The 18802-nt window shown below is 72.2% G+C and carries 14 protein-coding genes and 1 pseudogene; 11 read left to right on the top strand and 4 right to left on the bottom strand.

What is annotated here, in order from left to right; genetic code table 11:
• The first annotated feature begins 49 nt into the window (after nt 1-49).
• From ACFY7C_RS20800 to ACFY7C_RS20830, 7 genes are read left to right on the top strand one after another with little or no spacing between them, the layout of a single operon-like run.
• Nucleotides 50-1756, top strand: coding sequence for an AMP-binding protein (locus ACFY7C_RS20800; protein WP_389652434.1), 1707 nt, complete (start codon nt 50-52; stop codon nt 1754-1756).
• Between the two features lie 17 nt (nt 1757-1773).
• Nucleotides 1774-3228, top strand: coding sequence for a KamA family radical SAM protein (locus ACFY7C_RS20805; RefSeq protein WP_389652437.1), 1455 nt, complete (start codon nt 1774-1776; stop codon nt 3226-3228).
• Nucleotides 3229-3251: 23 nt separating this feature from the next.
• Complete coding sequence (locus ACFY7C_RS20810) at nt 3252-4295, top strand: RimK family alpha-L-glutamate ligase (protein ID WP_389652440.1); 1044 nt, start codon at nt 3252-3254, stop codon at nt 4293-4295.
• Between the two features lie 5 nt (nt 4296-4300).
• Entirely contained in the window at nt 4301-5518 is a 1218-nt protein-coding gene (locus tag ACFY7C_RS20815; protein WP_389652443.1) for a phenylacetate--CoA ligase family protein, read from the top strand.
• Entirely contained in the window at nt 5515-6822 is a 1308-nt protein-coding gene (locus tag ACFY7C_RS20820) for an MFS transporter (protein ID WP_389652446.1), read from the top strand. Before ACFY7C_RS20815 ends, ACFY7C_RS20820 begins: the two co-directional genes overlap by 4 nt.
• A complete protein-coding gene (locus ACFY7C_RS20825) occupies nt 6819-7718 on the top strand; it encodes an SDR family oxidoreductase (protein ID WP_389652449.1) in 900 nt (299 codons plus the stop codon). Before ACFY7C_RS20820 ends, ACFY7C_RS20825 begins: the two co-directional genes overlap by 4 nt.
• The gene (locus ACFY7C_RS20830) at nt 7718-8974 is read left to right on the top strand and encodes a phenylacetate--CoA ligase family protein (RefSeq protein ID WP_389652451.1); all 1257 of its coding nucleotides are present in this window, start codon (nt 7718-7720) and stop codon (nt 8972-8974) included. The genes ACFY7C_RS20825 and ACFY7C_RS20830 overlap by 1 nt, the downstream gene beginning before the upstream one ends.
• 141 nt (nt 8975-9115) lie before the next feature.
• Here ACFY7C_RS20830 and paaI read toward each other — a convergent pair whose 3' ends face one another.
• Complete coding sequence (gene paaI, locus ACFY7C_RS20835; RefSeq protein ID WP_389652454.1) at nt 9116-9481, bottom strand: hydroxyphenylacetyl-CoA thioesterase PaaI; 366 nt, start codon at nt 9479-9481, stop codon at nt 9116-9118.
• Nucleotides 9482-9839: 358 nt separating this feature from the next.
• Here paaI and ACFY7C_RS20840 point away from each other — a divergent pair, with 358 nt between their 5' ends.
• Together ACFY7C_RS20840 and ACFY7C_RS20845 are read left to right on the top strand one after the other, a co-directional pair.
• On the top strand, nt 9840-10673 hold the full coding sequence (locus tag ACFY7C_RS20840) for a hypothetical protein (protein ID WP_389652457.1): 834 nt from the start codon (nt 9840-9842) through the stop codon (nt 10671-10673).
• Nucleotides 10674-10775: 102 nt separating this feature from the next.
• On the top strand, nt 10776-11789 hold the full coding sequence (locus tag ACFY7C_RS20845; protein WP_389652460.1) for a 5-methyltetrahydropteroyltriglutamate--homocysteine methyltransferase: 1014 nt from the start codon (nt 10776-10778) through the stop codon (nt 11787-11789).
• A 175-nt stretch (nt 11790-11964) separates the two neighbouring features.
• Here ACFY7C_RS20845 and ACFY7C_RS20850 read toward each other — a convergent pair.
• Nucleotides 11965-12679, bottom strand: a pseudogene (locus tag ACFY7C_RS20850) (serine hydrolase domain-containing protein); the annotation flags it as partial.
• 535 nt (nt 12680-13214) lie between these two features.
• Between ACFY7C_RS20850 and ACFY7C_RS20855 the strand changes: the two are divergent.
• Together ACFY7C_RS20855 and ACFY7C_RS20860 are read left to right on the top strand one after the other, a co-directional pair.
• Entirely contained in the window at nt 13215-16595 is a 3381-nt protein-coding gene (locus ACFY7C_RS20855) for a S8 family serine peptidase (RefSeq protein WP_389652462.1), read from the top strand.
• 369 nt (nt 16596-16964) lie between these two features.
• Nucleotides 16965-17204: a chaplin gene (locus ACFY7C_RS20860; protein ID WP_389652465.1), complete on the top strand. Its 240-nt coding sequence runs from the start codon at nt 16965-16967 to the stop codon at nt 17202-17204.
• Nucleotides 17205-17433: 229 nt separating this feature from the next.
• On the opposite strand, the gene ACFY7C_RS20865 is transcribed toward ACFY7C_RS20860, so the two are convergent.
• Both ACFY7C_RS20865 and ACFY7C_RS20870 read right to left on the bottom strand, forming a co-directional pair.
• Entirely contained in the window at nt 17434-17610 is a 177-nt protein-coding gene (locus ACFY7C_RS20865) for a hypothetical protein (protein WP_389652468.1), read from the bottom strand.
• 275 nt (nt 17611-17885) lie between these two features.
• On the bottom strand, nt 17886-18794 hold the full coding sequence (locus ACFY7C_RS20870; protein ID WP_389652471.1) for a hypothetical protein: 909 nt from the start codon (nt 18792-18794) through the stop codon (nt 17886-17888).
• Nucleotides 18795-18802: the final 8 nt, after the last annotated feature.

The raw sequence follows: 18802 nt of genomic DNA on the forward strand, positions 1-18802 counted from the left end.
TCCGGCCCCACCAGGAACCCGACCCGGCGACACCCAACGGGAGACCCTCATGAGCGACCACACCTCCATCGCCCCTCTCGCGGCCAGAGAACAGCTGATGACCGAGCCCACGCTCGGAGCCGGCAACTTCCTCGACCACGCCATCGCCGTCAACCCGAACCGCGCGGTCCCGTACGCCTACACCCACCGCGTCGACCACCGCGGCGCCGTCGAACTGCGCGGCCACAGCCTGCTGGACATCGCCGCCCTGCGCGACCGCTACGCCCGCTGGTACCGGGCCAACGGCGTGCGGCCCGGCGACCCGGTCGGCGTGGTGGTCGGGGAAGGCATGGAGCCCCTGCTCCACTTCCTCGCGCTCGCCGCGCTGGGAGCCGTCCCGGCCCTGATCAACGACGCCATGCGCCACGAGGTGATGGTGCGCTACCTGAACCACGTGGGCGTCGTCGGCGTGGTCGCCGACGACCCGACACGGCTGGCCGCCGCGTACCGCGAGACGCCTCACCGCCGCCCCCGCTTCATCGCCATGGCCGCCGAGATCCACGCCTTCGACGCCGAAGGCGCGGAGCTCCCCGAGGTCTACCCGTACCGGCACGCCGCCGACGACGTGGTCGCGCTCATCCACTCCTCCGGCACCACCGGCACACCGAAGTCCACCAAGCTGGCGCACCGCCAGTTCTGGGAGGGCAAGCAGCCGCGCATGGTGCGCTTCCCCGCCGAGCCGTACGACCGGCTGATGTCGCTCATGCCGCACACCCACGCGGGCGGCCTCAGCTACTTCCTCACCGCCACCCTGCTCGGTCTGCCGACCGTGGTCATGTCCGACTGGCGGCGCACGGTCGTCGAGCCGGTGATGGAAGCCTTCCAGCCCACCATGGTGGCCTCCTTCCCGCGCACCTTCGTGGAACTGGCCACCGGCGAACTCCCCGTCAAGGGCGCGGCGAAGGTGCACTCCTGGTTCAACACCGGCGACAGCGCCCACTACGGGCACATCCGCCGGCTGGTGCAGCTCGGTGAGCGGCCCGCCGGCCTGATCCGTCCCTGGCTGCTGCCCCGGGAGAAGGAGGAGCAGCCCGCCCTGCCGGGCTCGCAGTTCGTCGACGGCCTGGGCTCGTCCGAGATGGGCATGGCCCTGTTCGGGCAGATGACCACGCCGGAGACCGAGCGCGACGACCGCTGTGTCGGCAGGCCGCTGGAGGTGGTGGAGAAGGCCGCGGTGCTCGACGCCGACGGCGACGAGGTCCCCGACGGCACGGTGGGGATGCTCGGCGTGATCACGCCGTCCCGGACCCCCGGATACTGGAACGACGACCGGCTCACCCGCACGTTCGAACTGAACGGCTACTGGCTCACCGGCGACGTGGCCCGCCGTGACGCCGAGGGACGCTTCTACCACCTCGACCGTACGGTGGACGTCATCGACACCGCGAACGGTCCGGCGTACAGCCTGCCGATCGAGGAGGTGCTCCTCGCCGACTGCGCCGCGCTGGTGCAGGACTGCTCGGTGGTCGGCGTCCCCGCAGGACCGGGGCAGGCGCAACTGCCCATAGCCGTCGTCCGGTTGCAGGCCGAGGCCGCCGCGAGCACCGCGGACGAGGTCCAGGAGGCCGCCAACAAGGCCCTGGTCGCCGCCGGGCTGACCCCGCTGGCCGCGGTGAGCATCGCGCGCACGCCGGAGGACTTCCCGCTCGGCCCCACCGGGAAGGTGCTCAAGCGAGAGCTCCGGACCCGGTTCGCCACCCTCCTGACCAGCCGCTAGGCCAGGGACGCCAGACGATGATCCGGCAGCCGTACCAGTACGCGCGGACCCTGTTGACCGAGCCGGACTGGCGACGGCTGCCGGGCTGGCGTCATGTCACGGAACGCGAATGGCGCGACGCCCAGTGGCAGCGGGCCCACTGCGTGAAGAACCCGCGCCAGCTCAAGGCCGTCTACGGCGACCTGCTCACCGACCGGTTCCTGAGCGATCTCGCCGCCGACCGGGACCGGTTCGCCACGATGGCGATGCTCGTCACCCCGCAGATGCTCAACACCATGGCGCCCCGGGCCGCCCTGGAGCCGGAGGCGTTCACGGCGGCGTTCCTCGCCGACCCGATCCGCCGGTACATGCTGCCGGTGCGCTCGGACCGGCACCCGCGGTGGCCGAGCCATCCGAAGGCGGGACGGGACTCGCTGCACGAGGCCGACATGTGGGTGGTGGAGGGGCTCACCCATCGCTATCCGAACAAGGTCCTCGCCGAACTGGTCGCCACCTGTCCGCAGTACTGCGGCCACTGCACCCGGATGGACCTGGTCGGCACCTCCACCCCCCTGATCACCAAGGCCAGGCTCACGCTCCGCCCCCGGGACCGGCAGGAGCAGATGCTCGACTACCTCAAGCGCACGCCGACCGTGCGCGACGTGGTGGTGTCCGGAGGAGACGTCGCCAACGTGCCCTGGCCCCAACTGGAGGCCTTCCTCCTGCGGCTGCTGGACCTGGGCTCGGTACGTGACATCCGCCTGGCGAGCAAGGCCGTGGTGGGCCTGCCCCAGCACTGGCTCCAGCCCGAGGTGGTCGAAGGCGTGCGCAGGGTCGCCGCGGTCGCCGCGCGGCGTGCGGTCAACCTCGCGGTGCACACCCACGCCAACCACGCCCAGTCCGTCACCCCCCTGGTCGCCGAGGCCGCCCGGGTCCTGCTCGACGCGGGCGTCCGGGACGTCCGCAACCAGGGCGTGCTGATGCGCGGGGTCAACGCCACCCCCGAGGACCTGCTCGACCTGTGCTTCGCGCTCCAGGGCGAGGCGAGCATCCTCCCGTACTACTTCTACCTCTGCGACCTGATACCCCACGCCGAACACTGGCGGACCCCCCTCCACCAGGCCCAGGAGCTCCAGGAGGCGATCATGGGGTACCTCCCCGGCTACGCCACCCCCCGGATCGTGTGCGACGTCCCGCACGTCGGCAAACGCTGGGTGCACCAGGCCGTCGCCTACGACCGCGAGCGCGGCATCTCGTACTGGACGAAGAACTACCGCACCGAGTTCGAGGTCCGGCAGTCGCCCGACGAGGACCCCGAGAGCGCCCTGTCCCGGCGTCACCCGTACTACGACCCGCTGGACACCCTCCCCGCATCCGGCCGCCGCTGGTGGGCGGACCGGGCCCCCGACCCGGACGGCCCGCCCGCCGCCCCGCCCGTCGCCCCGTCCGCCGCCCCGGCTCCCCGGCCCACCGCACCCGAGGACATCCCGTGAACCCCTCCGTCCGAGGACTCTCCGTGAATCCCTCCCCGACCCACCCCGCCACCGGCCCCCTGCGCCGGATGTGCTGGATCTTCCCCGACCGGGAGTCGACCCGGGCGACCGGGGGCTGGCACGCCATGTTCTGGGACCTCTACGCGGAGGTCGCCGAGGACCTCGGCATGAGCTGGACCCGCCACTCACCCGACGCGGTGACGGTGGACTGCACGGCACCCGGCCGCCCCCGGGTCTACGTGGACGACGAGCCGGTCACGCCCGAGGACACCCTGTTCATCACGGCCCTCTACTCGCTGCCGTACCAGCAGATGGACATCTTCAACCAGTACGCCCTGTGCGCGGTGCTGCAACAGGCCGGCTTCTACCTGCCCTTCCCTCCCGAGACCTCGCTGATCGGCAACGACAAGCTCGCCACCCTGCTCCACCTCGGCGGCTCGCCGATCCCGCCGATCCCGACCGTCCGCATCGGCACCGGGCGCGACGTGAGCAGGCACCTGTACGAGGTGGCCCTCGGGAACATGACCTATCCGGCCGTCGTCAAGCCGGCCGGCTGGTGCGGCGGCGGTGGCATCAACCTGGCCCGCGGCGCGGGCGACATCCGGGGCCTGGCGAGTCTCGCCCAGGGCGGGGACACCACGCTCGTGGTGCAGCCGTACCTCGGCGACGGCACGGTCGACTACCGGGTGTACGTGATCGACGGCATGCCCCACACGGTCCTGAAGCGGACCCCGGAACCCGGCTCGGCGGTCTCCAACGCGACCCACGGCGGCCGACTGGAATACGAACCGGTGCCCGAGGAACTCGCCAAGGCCACCGCCTACTTCGCCGAACGGCTGCCCATCCCCTTCTTCTGCGTCGACTTCCTCCACGACGGTCGGCGGTTCTGGTTCTCCGAGCTGGAGCCCGACGGCGTCATCCCCGCCGTCCCCGGCGATCCGCACCGGACGGTCCAACGGGACGTGACCAGGGCCCGGTTCGCGGCCTACCGGGACGCCCACGCCCGACACATCGCCGACGCCGCCGGCCGAGCGGCCCAGCCCACCTCACCGACGGAAAGGAGCTGACCACGATGTTCTCCCTCACCCCGGAGGCGGCCGAGCCGCACCTGTCGGTCGCCCGCGGAACACTGGAGCGCCTGCGGCAGGTGCCCGAACTGGCAACCCGCTACCGCGACCACGAAGACGTCCGCACCCTCGACGACATCGCCGCGCTCCCGCCGCTGCACAAGGACGACCTCAACGTCGCCCTGGCCCACTTCCGGCCGCGCGCCGAGCACGGCGCCACCTGGCTCTTCCAGAGCGGCGGCAGCACCGGCGCCCCCAAACTGGGCCACGCGCCCACCGGCTTCTACATGGCCGGGGTGCACGCCCACTGGCAGCCGCTGGACCGGGACGACGTCTTCGTCAACGCCTGGGGCGCCGGCCGCATGTGGGGCGCGCACTTCCTGGCCGCCGCCCTGGCCGACCTGTCCGGCTGCCAGGTGATCGCACTGGGCTCGGTCACCAAGGACGAGTACGCCGAGTGGCTGACCTTCTTCGCGGCGCGCGAGGTGACGGCGATCGGCGGCACGCCGAGCGTGCTGAGGCTCTGGTTCGCCCACGCCCGCGCCGCCGGCGTGCAACTGCCCGCGCTGCGCAAGGTGCTCTGGCTCGGCGAGGCCTGGCAGCCGCAGCTGGAGGAGGACATGGCCGCGGTCGCGCCGGCGGCCCGGCGCTGGGGCATGTTCGGCAGCACCGAGACCTGGGTGGTCGGGACCAACACCCCCCACTGCCCCGCCGACTCCTTCCACACCCTGCCCCACCAACTGGTCCACGTGGGCGAGGACCAGCTCCTGGACTTCACCACCCTCGACCCGGAGACGCTCAACCCGGTGCTGCGCTACCGCACCGGTGACGCCGGACGACTGGAGGCCTGCCCCTGCGGCCGGCCAGGCCCGGCCATGCGCGTCCTCGGCCGCCGCGACAGCGTCGTCCAGGTCCGGGGCCTCGGTCTGCACGTCGACGAGGTGATCACACGCGTCGAACGGGAGCCGGGCGTCTCGCGCGCCCAGGTGGTGATCACCGAGACCGGCGGGCGGGCCGGCGCAGTCGAGGTGCTGCTGCTGACCGATCCGGGTGCGACGGTGGACGCCGAGCGGCTCCGCAAGGAGCTCCTCGCCGAGACCTTCACCCTGAGCACCGCCTTCCAGCACGATCCGGAGAACTTCCGCGTCATGCCCGTCGCCGACCTCATCAGCAACGACCGGACCGGCAAGACCGCCGGGCTCGTGATGCGGGAGGAACGGTGACACCCCGGCTGCCGGTGTCGCTGGGCCCCGAGTTCAACCGGTTCTGGATCGGCCAGTCGGTGAGCACGATCGGTGACCGCATCACCGTCTTCGTGGTGCCGACCGTCATGATCTTCCTCCTGGACGCCTCGGCCTTCCAGGTGGGCATCGTGGCCATGGCCCAGTACCTGGGCATTCCGCTCCTCGGCCCGCTCGCCGGCGTGCTGGTCGACCGGTGGGACAACCGCCGCACCCTCCTCGTCTGCGACCTCGCCCGCCTCGCCGCGGTGGCCGTCATCCCCCTGGCGTACTGGCAGGGCTGGCTCTCCACACCGCTGCTGTTCGCCTGCGTGGCGGTGATCAGCGGCGCCACGATCTTCTTCACCATCGGCTACCTGGTCGCCGTGCCCGCCGTCGTGCCCAAGGACCACCTCGTACGCGCCTACTCCCGGCTGGAAGGCACCCGCTCGGTCTCCGAGGTCTCCGGCCCCTCCCTGGCCGCCGGCCTCTACAGCGCGCTCGGCGTGGCCGCCCTGCTCGTCGACGCCGCCAGCTATCTGGTCTCGGCCCTGTCCATCCGGTCCATGCGGCCCTGGGGAGAGAGGACCGTCGCCGAAGGCTCGGTGTGGCAGCGACTGACGGCGGGTTTCCGGCTGAACTGGTCCGACCCGGTGCTGCGCCGGGTGGTCGTGGCGGCCGTGACGCTCAACTGCGGCGGCCCCGTCTTCGTCACCGTCCTCCCGATCCTCGCCTACCAGGGACTCGGCGTCTCCGTCGGGGTCTTCGGCGCCGCCATGTCCGTGGCGGCCGTCGGTGCCCTGGCCGGCGCGGCCGTCGCGCCGAAGGCCGGCGAACGGCTGGGGACCGGCCGGATGCTGGCCTGGGCGCTGCTGCTGCACTGTCTGGTGGGCCTCGGCGTGCTGGCCGCGCCCGCCCTCCCGGCCGGTGTCGTGATCGCCGTGACCATGGGCTGTTACGGCTTCTTCATGTCCTGCATCAACGTGTGCAGCGCGCCCATCCGGCAGTCGCGGATGACCGCGCGGAACCAGGGCGTGATGCACGCGGCCTTCCGGACGGCCACCTGGGGTGTCATCCCGCTGGCCGCGCTGGCCGGAGGCGTGGCCGTCAGCCTGCTCACCGGACCGCTCGGCGTGCTGGACGCGGCCCGGATCACCATGGTCGGCGGCACGCTGCTCGCGGCCTGCTCCTTCCTGCCCGCGCTGCGGATCCAGCCCCTGCTGGACGCGGCGGAGCGGCGGAAGGCGGCGGAGGCCGAGGCGGACGGCGGGGGTGCCGAACCGGCCCTGGCCGAGGGCGCCTCATGACCGCGGCCCCGCGAGAGCCCCGGGTCGTACTGATCACCGGAACCTCCTCCGGCATCGGACTGGCCACGGCGATCGCCACCGCACGGGCCGGTTTCGCCACGGTCGCCACCCTGCGCGATCCCGCCCGCGCCGAAAAGCTCCGGGAGGCCGCGGACCGGGCCGCAGTACGGCTGGACATCCGCCGCCTGGACGTCACCGAACCCGACTCCGTCGCCCGCTGCGTCGACGGCGTGCGGGAGACGTACGGACGACTGGACGCCGTCGTCAACAACGCCGGCGTCTCCAACTTCGACCCGACCCTGGAGATGTCCACCACGGAAGCGCTGCGGGCCAACCTGGAGGTCAACTTCTTCGGCGTGGTCGAGGTGAGCCGGGCCGCGATGCCGCTGCTCCGCGCCGCCCGGGGCCGCCTCGTCACCCTCGGCAGCGTCCACGGGAACGTCGGCCAGCCCTTCAACGAGGCCTACTGCGCGGCCAAGTTCGCCGTCGAAGGGTTCATGGAGAGCCTGGCCCCGGTGGCGGAGGCACACGGCGTGAAGGTCTCCGTGGTGGTCCCCGGCTTCGTCAGGGACACCTCGTTCGGGATCTTCCCCGACATCAACCGCAAGACCATCGAGGCCGCCTCCGGCCCGTACGCCGGCACCTTCGCCGACTACATCCACTGGGTGACCCACCAGGGCTGGGAGGGCGCCGGACAGACCGCGGCCGAGGTGGCGGACGTCGTGGTGCGGACACTGCGGGCCGAACGGCCCGGCTTCCGCGTTCCCACCAACCCCTGGGCGGCGGCCTACCTGGCGAACAAACTCACCGACCGCGACGGCTCCGTCGTGCAGGACCTCGCACGCACCTGGATCGGCCTCCGGCAGGAACCCGACGACACAGAGCAGGAGAGGTAGTGCCCGCCAAATCCCTTCAGGACCTCGTCGACTTCGTCCGCACCCACTCGCCCTTCTACGCGGAGGCGTACCGGGACGTGCCGGAGACGGTCTCGCACCTCACCCAGCTCCCCGTCATCGACCACACGGAGTTCTGGGCGGCGAACACCTGGCCCGACAACCGCGTGCTGACGGGGCCGCTGACCGACGCCGGCGTCTACAAGACCGGCGGCACCACCGGCGTACCGAAGCTGTCGGTCTGGTCCCGGTCGGAACACGCCGACTCGGTCACCGCGTTCGGCGCCGGCATCGTGCAGGCCGGACTCAAGCCCGGACACCGGGTCGCCAACCTCTTCTGGGCCGGCGAACTCTACGGCGGGATGCTCTACATCGAGCACGCCCTGCACGCCGCGCCCGTGGAGAACGTCCGGCTGCCGGTCGGCGCGGGCGCCCCCAACGAATTCGTCGCCGACCTGATCGGCGACTTCGGCGTGAACGTCCTCGCCGGAGTCCCGATGAAGCTGGCCGCCGTCGCGGAATGCCTCGTCCGAGGCGGCCGGACCGCCGACTCGGTGGAACTCCTCCTCTTCGGCGGTGACCTGCTCTTCACCGACCTGAGGCCGATCCTCCTGCGGGCCTTCCCCAAGGCGGCGATCGCCTCGGTCGGTTACGCCTCCATCGACGCGGGTCTCGTCGGCCGGCCCGTCCCCGGCGACGACGTACGGGTGCACGAGGCGTTCCCGCACCGCACGGTCGTGGAGCTGGTGGACGACGCCACCGGCGAGCCGATCACCACGCCCGGGGTGCCGGGCCGCGTCCTGGTCACCAACCTGTTCCGCACCCTGATGCCGGTCCTCAGATTCCCGACCGGCGACCGCGCCGAGTGGGTCGACCCGGAGTGCCGGCGCTTCCGACTCCTCGGCCGGTCCATGGAGGGCGGACGCGTCGGCACGGTCTCGATGCCGATCGAGGACGTCCGCGCCGTCCTCGTGGAGGCCGACCCCGACCGGCACATCGCCGGCATGCAGATGGTCCAGCGCCGCTGGGACGGAAAGGACGGCCTCATCCTGCGCCTGGGCTACGTCGAGGAGCCCCCGGCCGACCTGACTGCCCGGCTCGTCGAGGCGGTCTACGCGGCCCGCCCCCTCTTCCCGGCCGAAGTCGCGGACGGCGCCATCCACGAGCTGGGCATCGAGTGGGTCCCGCGATCCGAACTGCTCACCAACCCCCGGACGGGCAAACTCCAGCAGGTCGTGGACGAGCGCCCGGCCACCTGACCGCGCGGGCGGCGACGCCCGGCACCCGACCGGCTTCCTCGGTCGGCGCCGGGCGTTACTTTCCCCTGTGGTCCCTGTGGTCCCTGTGGTCCCTGTGGTCCCTGTGGCCCTGTGGTCCCTGTGGCCCTGGGGTCCCTTTGGTCAGTCGCGCGGGCCCTGCGCCCGGCCGGCGAGCATCACGCTCTGTCCGCGGAACTCCGCGACCACGCTGCCGTCCGCGCGGCGGACCGTCACGTCATAGATCCCGTTGCGGCCCGACCGCGTCCGCTCCACGGCCTCGGCGAGCAGCTCGTCGCCCACCGCGGCCGGCAGCAGGAAGGTGACCTGCGCGGACTGCGCCACGGTGACCGGACCGTACCCGTTGCACGCGTAGGCGAACGCCGCGTCGGCGAAGAGGAACAGGAACCCGCCATGGGCCATGCCGTGGCCGTTCACCATGTCCTCGCCCACCCGCATGCGCATCAGCGCCCGGCCCGGCGTGACCTCCACCAGATCGATCCCCAACATCCGACACGCGCGGTCCCGCTCGTACAACTCCGCGATCCCACCCGGCGCGCCCTCCGGCACACCGCTGCGCACCCCCACGACTCGGCCCCCCTTTTTTTTCTCGCGTCTCCTTGCGACCGGACCGAAGGGGCCCGAGTGCTACGCGTCCGCATTAGAACGACCCGCGCCGACACCTGTCAACGACGCCGGGGAAGTGATGACCGGTGCGAGGCCCCTCCGCCGTCAGGCCGAAAACAGCAGGGGCGGTCTGGACGGGACGCGACCGCCCGCTCACCATGATCGCAGCAAGCACGCCGACTCCGTTCGGTGGCCGTGCACCGTGGCGGTTCCGGACGCGGACGACAGAAGGGCCAGGTGCATGACCACCTCGAAAGTGAGTGGTGACGCCTCCGAGGCCGTGGGCAAGACGCGGTTCGACGACATCTACGACCAGGCCGATCCCCGGGCGTACTTCGCTCAGCTGGCTCCTCTGGAGTACGTGATCCCGCACCACGCCCAGGCCGTGTTCCGGCGTACGGCCGCCGAACGCGCGGCCCTGGCGGACGGCGGCGCCGGAAGGCCGGCGGTGCTGGACGTGTGCTGCTCGTACGGAATCAACGCGGCCCTGCTGAACCACGACGTGACGCTGGCCGAGCTCTACACGCGATACACCAGCCGGCGGGCCGGGGCGATGTCGACGGACGAGCTCGCCGCCTGGGACCGTGAGTTCTACGCCGCACGGCGAAGGAGCGAGGCGTACCCCGTGTACGGGCTGGACGTCGCACCTCGCGCGATCGCCTACGCCCGCAGGGTGGGCCTCCTCGACGCGGGGTTCAGCGACGACCTCGAGAACTCCGAGCCAGGGCCGGAACTGACCGACGCACTGGAGCGGGTCGGACTCGTCACCCTCAGCGGCGGAGGAAGTTACGTCACCGACCGCACGTTCACCGCGCTCCTGGCCGGTGTCCGACGTCCGCTCTGGGTGAGCGCGTTCGTCCTGCGGACGGTCTCCTACGCACCGATCGCCGGCTCCCTGACCGCGCACGGCCTGCGCACGACCAGCGATCTCACCCGGACCTGGCCGCAACGGCTGTTCACCGACGACCGCGAGCGACGGTACGCGATCGACACCCTCCGCCGGCGGGGAATCGACCCGGTGGGAAGGGAGGACAGGGGCCGCTTCCACGCGGTGCTCCACGAATCCCGTCCGTGAGCTCGCCGGATCCGGTCTGCGGCAATTGGCCGCCCCCGATTCCGGTGACCCGGCCCGCGCGCCACGGCCGGGGAGCGGGCCGGGCTCTCTAGGTTCACGGGCATGAGCATCCCCACCGAACCCATCGGCAGCATCCCCCGGCCTCCCCACGCGCACGAAGCCCCGCAGCGGGCCGTCCAAGAGACGATCCGAAGGCTGGAGGAGACCGGAAGCCCGGTCCTGGTCGACGGCGAACAGGCCAAGCCCGACTCCTTCACCTACCCCGTGGGCGGCCTGCCGGGCCTCGCCCCGGACGGCGTGGTCATCCCCTTCGCCGACGGTCACACCCGGCAGCTGCCCAGGCTGACCTCCGGGCCCTTCCGGTACAAGGTGCGCGCGGAGTCGTATCTGCGCGAGGCCAAGCAGCACACGAGCCGCCCGGTGAAGCAGACCGTGGTCGCGCCGTCCGCGCTGAGTCTGCTGTACCCGAGCGACGGCATCTCCGGCTACTCCCGCGAGACCTTCCTCAGCGACCTCGCCGACGAGGCCGAGGCCGAGATCCGCGGCTGCCTGGAAGCGGGCGCGGCCGGCGTGCAGCTGGACTGCTCGCTGATGCGCCTGGCCTTGAAGCTGGACCCGAGCAAGAGTGTGCTCAGGGACTTCGTCGCGATCGACAACGAGGTCCTCGGCCGGTTCAGCGCGAGCGACCGGTCCCGCATCGGCGTCCACACCTGCCCGGGCGCCGACCAGGGCTCCACCCACAGCCTCGACGTGGACTACACCGAGCTGCTTCCCGACCTGTTCAAGCTGAAGGCCGGAACCTTCTACCTCCAGATGGCGAGCGAGCCGGACCGGGAGCGCGCCCTGAGCGCCGCCCGGGACCACTCGACCCACGACCAGCGGATCTTCGTCGGTGTGACCGACCCGCTCGATCCCCGCATCGAGAGCGCGGAGGAAGTGCGTGACCGCGTGCTGACAGCAGCCCGGTACATCCCCGTCGAGCGCCTCGGCACCTGCGACGACGCCGGCTTCGCCACATGGGCCGACGACACCTCCACCTCCCGCGACGTCGCCTTCGCCAAGATCGAGGCCCGGGTGCTCGGCACGCGCATGGCCGCGGACGAGCTCGGTCTCTGACCGGCAGCGCGGCAAGACGCAGTCGCCGACAAGGAGACTCGTCCGTGCGCGAACGCGGCCGGAGAGGCGTCCCACCGCCGTGAGGGCCTGCCCGTCAGCGCCGTGGCAGGGCGCGGTCGAAGTTCTCCTGCACGGCCCGCACCTTGGTCAACGGGGCCGGCTTGAAGAGGCAGCCGCGCCCGCCCGCCCAGGCCCGCATGAAGGCGTTGAGGTCCTTCGGCGTGGACACGATGCCGCCGGAGTCCCAGACGCCCGAGGCGCTGAGGGCGTCGATGACGTCCTCGGGCGGGGCGGGCGGTGTGACGTCGTAGCCGTGCAGGTACGGCCTCGGCATCCGGAAGCCCTGCGGCAGGGTGGTCTGCCGCAGGGCGAGGGGCCGGTACACGAGCTGCTCCAGGAGCCGTTCGTACGGCAGGCCGGTCACCGCCTCCGCCATCAGCGCGACGGCGATGTCGTCGGAGTTCGCGTACGCGTACCGGGAACCCGGCGGGAACTCCAGCCCGTCGTCGGCGACGAAGTCGAGCAGCCCGCGCGAGTCGAAGTGATGCCTCGGGACCGCGACCACGATCTCGACGAACTCGGGGGCGCTCGAGAAGTCCGGCAGCCCGCTCGTGTGCCTCAGAAGCCGGCGGAGGGTCACCTCGTGCCCCGCGCTGGGCAGTGAGGGCAGGACTCGGCGCCGATCGTGTCGTCGAGGCTCAGCCGGTGCCGGTCCACCAGGCGCAGGGCGCCGCGCCGCTGAACGCCTTGGCGACGCCCGCGATCCGCATGTGATCGGTCGCCCGCGGCGGCCGGCCCGTCGTCGTATCGGCCACACCGGCGCGGTGGACCGTCGTCCGGTCGCCCACCCGCATGAGGGCGATCACCCCGGGCGGTCCGCCCCGCCGACGGTCGCCTTGCCGCTGCTCCATCCGGCTGACGCCTCGGACAGGACCGAGACGAAGCCGGCCCCGGACGACAACCGGGACGCGGGCCCGTCACCGCGCGACACGAGGTCGGCGGCCGTCGACGAGGCCGGGGAGGGGGATCGCCCCCGCCACCGTCGGTGCAACCCTGCCCGATCGACGGCAGTTCCCGACGGGTACGGAAACGGCCAATTGGAGCGGAGCGCTCCGGTCGAGCCGGTGCCGCGCCTCGAAAAGCCCGTGCCGCCTGCATCGGGACGCGCGGGGGAGAGGCCGTCGAGTGCCGCCGTAGCGGAAGCATCGCCGTCGTGTCGCAGAGCCGTCACATCGCCGTCATGGCCTCATCGAAGTCACCGGCCGCCGGATGGCCTGAAAGTACTCATCCACAACTCCCGCCGCTCAGAAGACCGTTGCCGACCTCACATACTGCGCTCACCGGTCGAGGCGCGCCTTCGCGCCCATGACCGGAAACCATCACTCGACCTCATCCCGAGCTCCTGGGGGAGTTTTGCGCGCACACGTGAAGAGAGCACGCGCCTTCACCGTCGCAGCGGCCACATCGGTCGCCCTGACAGCAGGCATGACCGGCCCCGCGACGGCGACGACCGGGTCCGACGCACCCATCGGGCACCACGCGACGGCCGCAGCAGCCACCACCCGCGTCGGCATCGACCAGCGGATCCCGCTCGTCACCGGCGACAGCGTGATCGCGGACGCCGCGGGCCGGATGGTGGGCTTCGAGCCCGCCAAGGGCCGCGAACACATACCCGTACAGGTACAGCGCACCGGAGACCGCACCCTGGTCGTGCCCGCCGACGCCCAGCGGCTGATCGCCACCGGCAGGCTCGACCAGCGCCTCTTCGACCTCGACGTGCTCACCGACCCGCGCCTGCGCAAGAGCCACGGTGCCGGCCTCAAGCTGATCGTCCAGTACGAAGGGGGCGCCGGCGCCGCCCGGGCCCAGGTCCGCGCGGCCGGTGACACCGAACCGCGGCGCACGTTCCCGACCATCGACGCGGAAGCCGTCCGTACGCCCCCGGGCGACGTGGCCCGGGTGTGGGAAGCGCTGACCGACCCGCAGCGGACCGGTGCGCGCGCCGCCGCACCGGGCATCGGCCGGGTGTGGCTGGACGGAGTGCGCACAGCGAGTCTGGACCGCAGCGTCCGTCGGATCGGCGCCGATCGGGCCTGGGAGTCCGGGTACACCGGCACGGGCGTCAGGATCGCGGTGCTCGACACCGGTGTCGACAAGACCCACGACGACCTAAGGACGCAGGTCGTCGGCGAGAAGAACTTCTCCGCCTCTCCCGACACCGTGGACCGCGTCGGGCACGGGACGCACGTCGCGTCGATCGCCGCCGGAACCGGCGCGAAGTCCGGCGGCCGGCACAAGGGCGTCGCACCCGGCGCCGAGGTGATCAGCGGCAAGGTCCTGGACGACGAAGGACACGGGGACGACTCCGCCGTCATCGCGGGCATGGAATGGGCCGTCGCCGAAGGCGCGGACGTGGTCAACGTCAGCCTCGGCGGGCCCGACAGCCCCGGCGTCGACCCGCTGGAGGCGACGGTCGACCGGCTGTCCGCCGAGAAGGGGACCCTCTTCGTCGTCGCGGCGGGCAACGAGGGCGAGGCCGGGGCATCGACGGTCGGCTCACCCGGCAGCGCGGACGCCGCGCTGACCGTCGGGGCCGTCGACCACGACGACCGCCTGGCGCCCTTCTCCAGCACCGGCCCGCGCGTCGGCGACGGCGCCGTCAAGCCGGACCTCACCGCACCCGGCGTCGCCATCACCGCGGCCGCCGCCCCCGGCAGCTCCATCGACACGCGTCCCGGCACACCGCACCCGGCAGCCGGTTACCTGCAGATCGACGGCACCTCCATGGCCACGCCGCACGTCGCCGGCGCGGCCGCGATCCTCAAGCAGCGACACCCGCACTGGAAGGCCACCGAGCTCAAGGGCGCGCTGACCGCGTCCGCCGAGGACGGCGGATACACCGCCCACCAGCAGGGATCGGGCCGCGTCCAGATCGACAGGGCGCTGACCCAGAGCGTGATCGCCGACCCGGTCGCCCTCACCTTCGGCACCGCCTCCTGGCCCCACACCGACGACCAGCCCCTCACCCGGAAGATCGCCTACCGCAACCTCGGAACCGGCGACATCACCCTCGACCTGTCGGTGTCCGCCCTGGATCCGGCGGGCAGGCCCGCCCCGGCCGGATTCTTCGCCCTCGGGACCCCGAAGGTGACCGTGCCCGCCGGCGGCACGGCCGAGGTCGAGCTCGTCGCCGACACCCGGCTCGGCGACGCCGACGGCACCTACTCCGCGTACGTCACCGCCACCGCGCCCGGCCAGACCGTCCGTACGGCAGCGGTGGCCGTCCGGGAGGCCGAGTCGTACGACCTCACCCTGCGGACCGTCGACCGCGACGGCACCGACGCCGAGCACTTCTCCAGCACCCTGACCGGCGTCGCCGGGCCCGCCGCGGGCTTCCAGGCCCGCATCGACAACGAGCCGGGCGCCCGGACGATCCGCGTGCCCAAGGGCTCGTACACGCTCAACACGGCCGTCTACCAGGACCCGTCGGACTTCACCCGGGGAACCGACTGGATCGCGCAGCCGAAGCTGGACGTGTCCGGGAACACCACGGTCACCTCCGACGCGCGCACGGCCAAGCCCGTGGACCTCACCGTGCCCGGCATCGACAGGGCGGACTACGGCGGGACGTACTACGAGCGCGCCACCGACATCGGCCGCGTCGGCAACGGCTGGGTCCTGCGGGGCTTCACCGGCTTCCGTACCGCCCACATGGGTCCCGCCGTCACCGACGGCTCCCTCCTGCAGACCTGGGACGCGCACTTCCTCAAGGACGCCACCAGCCAGTACTCCGTGGCTTACGGCGGTCCGGCGCACACGGTCGCGACCGGTTACACCAAGCACGTGAAGGCGGACGAGCTGGCCACGCTCAAGGTCGGACTCGGCGCCTCCGCCCCCGGGAAGTCCGCTCTCGCCTCGCCCTTCCCCCACCTGCCGGGCGCGCCCGAGGGCAACGGCTTCTCGGCACCGCAGACCGCGCCCGGCACCCGCACCTTCCACGTCTCCACCGCCGACGGCGTCAGGTGGCTCACCAAGTTCAACCAGCTCGGAGAGCCCGACGAGTGGGGCTACCCGGCCTTCGAGGGCGCCTACGAGATGACCCGGCCCAAGCGCTACGAGGCCGGCAGGACCTATCGGGAGACCTTCAACACCGGCGTCGTCGGACCGCTCCTCGACGAGAACACGGGCGTCTTCCGCACCGCTCCCGACCCGGCCACGAAGGAGCAGCAGATCGTCGGCGCCGTACCGTTGTTCGCCGACGGCCAGGGGCACACGGGCCTCACGGAGATCACCTCGGCCACGACGACGCTGTACCGCGACGGGGTGAAACTCGCCGAGAACGACGACCCGCTGACCGGCGGGACGCCCTTCACGGTCGACGCCACCGACGCCGAGTACCGGCTGGTCACCTCGGTGACGCGCCCCGCGGAGGTCGCCACCGCCTCCACCCGCGTCGATACCGACTTCACCTTCCGGTCCCGCCAGGTCACGGCCACCACACCGCTCCCGGTGTCCACGGTCCGCTTCACACCCCCGCTCGACCTCACCTCACGCGCCCCGGAGCGCACCTCGCTCCCGGTCCCGGTGACCGTCCAGGGATCGGCGGCCGGGGGAAACCTGAAGTCGCTCGCGATTTCCGTGAGTTACGACGACGGGAAGACCTGGCAGCTCGCGAAGGTCGAGAACGGCAGGATGTCCGTGAGGACTCCGGCGAGGGGCAAGGGGATCTCCCTCACCGCCAGGATCACCGACAAGCAGGGCAACAGGTCGACGCTGACGATCCACAACGCGTGGTTCGGCAAGTGACCCGGCCCCTGACGAAGACCGTGTGACCCAGTGAGCGACATGCCGGCGGGCTTCAGGGAAGCCGGCCGGCACGTCGCTCGGCGGAGCGGCGCAAGCCGTCGGCCTGGATGCGACCTGCCGGTCGGGCGAGAGACCCGCCCCGGCCGCTCGCGGCGCGGGCCCGGCCTGCGGCCGACCAGCCGCTCGTCCGGTGCCTGTCGCATTTCCCAACCCCTGGACGGGGGGTGAGAACGTCCACCCGACCGCGCGACGCGAGCCGGGGGCGGGGGATGAGCGGGTTGCTCCGCCTGAACCACCCGCGTTGCCGCCGCCCGCGGGGGGCGTGAGAGTCCACGGTGAGGAACACCCCCGTTCTCACAGGAGGCACGTATGCGTATGCGCAGCATCATCAGCACCGCCGCTCTGGCCGCCGGCCTGGCACTCGGTGGCGCCGGAACGGCCGCCGCCGACGCGGACGCGGTCGGCGTCGCGGTCAACATCCCGGGCGTCCTGAGCGGCAATGTGATCCAGGTGCCCGTCGACCTGGACGCGAATGTCTGCGGCAACACCATCGACGTCATCGGCCTGCTCAACTTCGCCGCCGGAGTCACCTGCATCAACGAGGACTAGAGACGGGCGTCTCGCCCCCAGCACGCCGGGTCCCTCTGACGGTCTGCTGAACGAGGGACCCGACGCCCGTCGAACGGATGCGCCGGGCGGCGCAGTGATCCCCGCCGTGCCTGGTCCGTCTGCGGCCGCGGTACGGAGGTGGCTGCCGCGCGTCGGCTGCGGGGAAGCCGTGAGCGCGTGGTCGTGGAGATGGCGACGGCCGGAGGGGGAGCGGCCCGGGCTGGTGGCTCTACTTGGCCTTCTTGCCTTCCTTGCCCTTCTTCGCCTTCTTCTCCGCCTCGACCTGGGTCTGCCCGCTGTCGGCTACGACCGAAGCCGCTTCCATGACCGCTGGTGCGGCGAGCGCACCGCAGAGCGCGAATCCACACGCGGCCAGTGCCGTGCGCTTGCGAAGGGTGGCTTCCATGGCTCATCACCGACTCGACCGGATCTGTCGTTCGCTTCCGACGCTTCTCCTCGCCACCCCGTGGCGTCAAGACCCACCGGCGGGGAACCTGCGCGACGCGCTGACCGCCCGCGTGCAGTGGGACTGCGCGGGGAGCGGGTCAGCGGTGAGCTCGCCACTGCGGGAGCGGAACGGCACGCCTTCGCCCCGTCTGCCTCGGATGACGGGCATCGAGGGCCGCTGGATCGGTTGGGCGCCGGTTCGGGGGTCCGCCCGAACCGGAGGTCGGGCGGGGGTCAGTTCACCGGCATGCCGATGCCCGGCAGCCACAACCGCCCGCGGTCGTTGACCGTCAGCTCCCACGCCACCAGCTCGTCCGGACAGGCCGAACCACGGCCGCGGACGTCGGCGACGAGCAGCCGGGCCGCGGACCTCGCCGCCGTGGGGTCCTCGTCCGCGAACACCGCCCGCCACCAGCCGCCGTCGCGCACCTGCCAGCCCCGTCCCCGCATGGCCTGCTCAAAGCCCGGCTCCTCGGCCGTGGTCCGGTGGTCCACCATCAGTGACAGTTGCGCGCGGTCCTGGCTGTAGCCCACGCGCAGGTGCCGCGGCCAGTCCCGCGAGCAGCCCACGACGAACGACGCCCAGTCGCCCGGCACCTGCACCGGAAGCTGCTCCATCCACGAGTCCAGGAGCAGTGCGAGCGAGGACTCCAGGTGTTCCCAGGACGCGGCCGTGTGGTGACCGTCCCAGCGGAAGGCCGGCCAGTGGCCCTCCGGCCCCCGGTGCAGCAGCCAGAGGTAGGGAAGCGTGTCGAAGCCGTGCGGCTGCTCGGGGCGCCAGCCGACCGAACCCGACTCCACGGCGGTGTACTCGCGTCCGTGCAGATCCGATGCCGTGTGCACCGAGAGCGTGGCCCCCTGCGGGCCGCCCGCCAGCAGCACGACGTGCGGCCCGACGTGCCAGCGCACGCTGGGGCCGGCGGCCGAACCGCCGTACAGGGTGGGCTCGCCGAGCTCGGCCACCACCGCTTCGTACACCGGTCGCAGCGCCTCCCGCCGGGCCGCGCGGCCGGAACCGGGCGGGTAGGGGGCGACGAGCACGGCAGGCGCGCCCAGGTGTGCGTCGGGGCGGTCGTGCAGGGCGCGAGCGCAGGCGGCAGCACCTGCGGGACCGGGAGGGGAGGGGAACGAGCCGATGACCATGGCGCCAT

This window comes from Streptomyces sp. NPDC012769, assembly GCF_042901205.1.
In the GTDB taxonomy this organism is placed as follows: Bacteria; Actinomycetota; Actinomycetes; order Streptomycetales; family Streptomycetaceae; genus Streptomyces.

Bases quoted from the DNA above. Each gene is read 5' to 3' on its own strand.
- ACFY7C_RS20800 (WP_389652434.1), top strand. From the start codon at position 50: ATGAGCGACCACACCTCCATCGCCCCTCTCGCGGCCAGAGAACAGCTG.
- ACFY7C_RS20805 (WP_389652437.1), top strand. From the start codon at position 1,774: ATGATCCGGCAGCCGTACCAGTACGCGCGGACCCTGTTGACCGAGCCG.
- ACFY7C_RS20815 (WP_389652443.1), top strand. From the start codon at position 4,301: ATGTTCTCCCTCACCCCGGAGGCGGCCGAGCCGCACCTGTCGGTCGCC.
- ACFY7C_RS20825 (WP_389652449.1), top strand. From the start codon at position 6,819: ATGACCGCGGCCCCGCGAGAGCCCCGGGTCGTACTGATCACCGGAACC.
- paaI (WP_389652454.1), bottom strand. From the start codon at position 9,481: ATGTTGGGGATCGATCTGGTGGAGGTCACGCCGGGCCGGGCGCTGATG.
- ACFY7C_RS20840 (WP_389652457.1), top strand. From the start codon at position 9,840: ATGACCACCTCGAAAGTGAGTGGTGACGCCTCCGAGGCCGTGGGCAAG.
- ACFY7C_RS20845 (WP_389652460.1), top strand. From the start codon at position 10,776: ATGAGCATCCCCACCGAACCCATCGGCAGCATCCCCCGGCCTCCCCAC.
- ACFY7C_RS20860 (WP_389652465.1), top strand. From the start codon at position 16,965: ATGCGTATGCGCAGCATCATCAGCACCGCCGCTCTGGCCGCCGGCCTG.
- ACFY7C_RS20865 (WP_389652468.1), bottom strand. From the start codon at position 17,610: ATGGAAGCCACCCTTCGCAAGCGCACGGCACTGGCCGCGTGTGGATTC.
- ACFY7C_RS20870 (WP_389652471.1), bottom strand. From the start codon at position 18,794: ATGGTCATCGGCTCGTTCCCCTCCCCTCCCGGTCCCGCAGGTGCTGCC.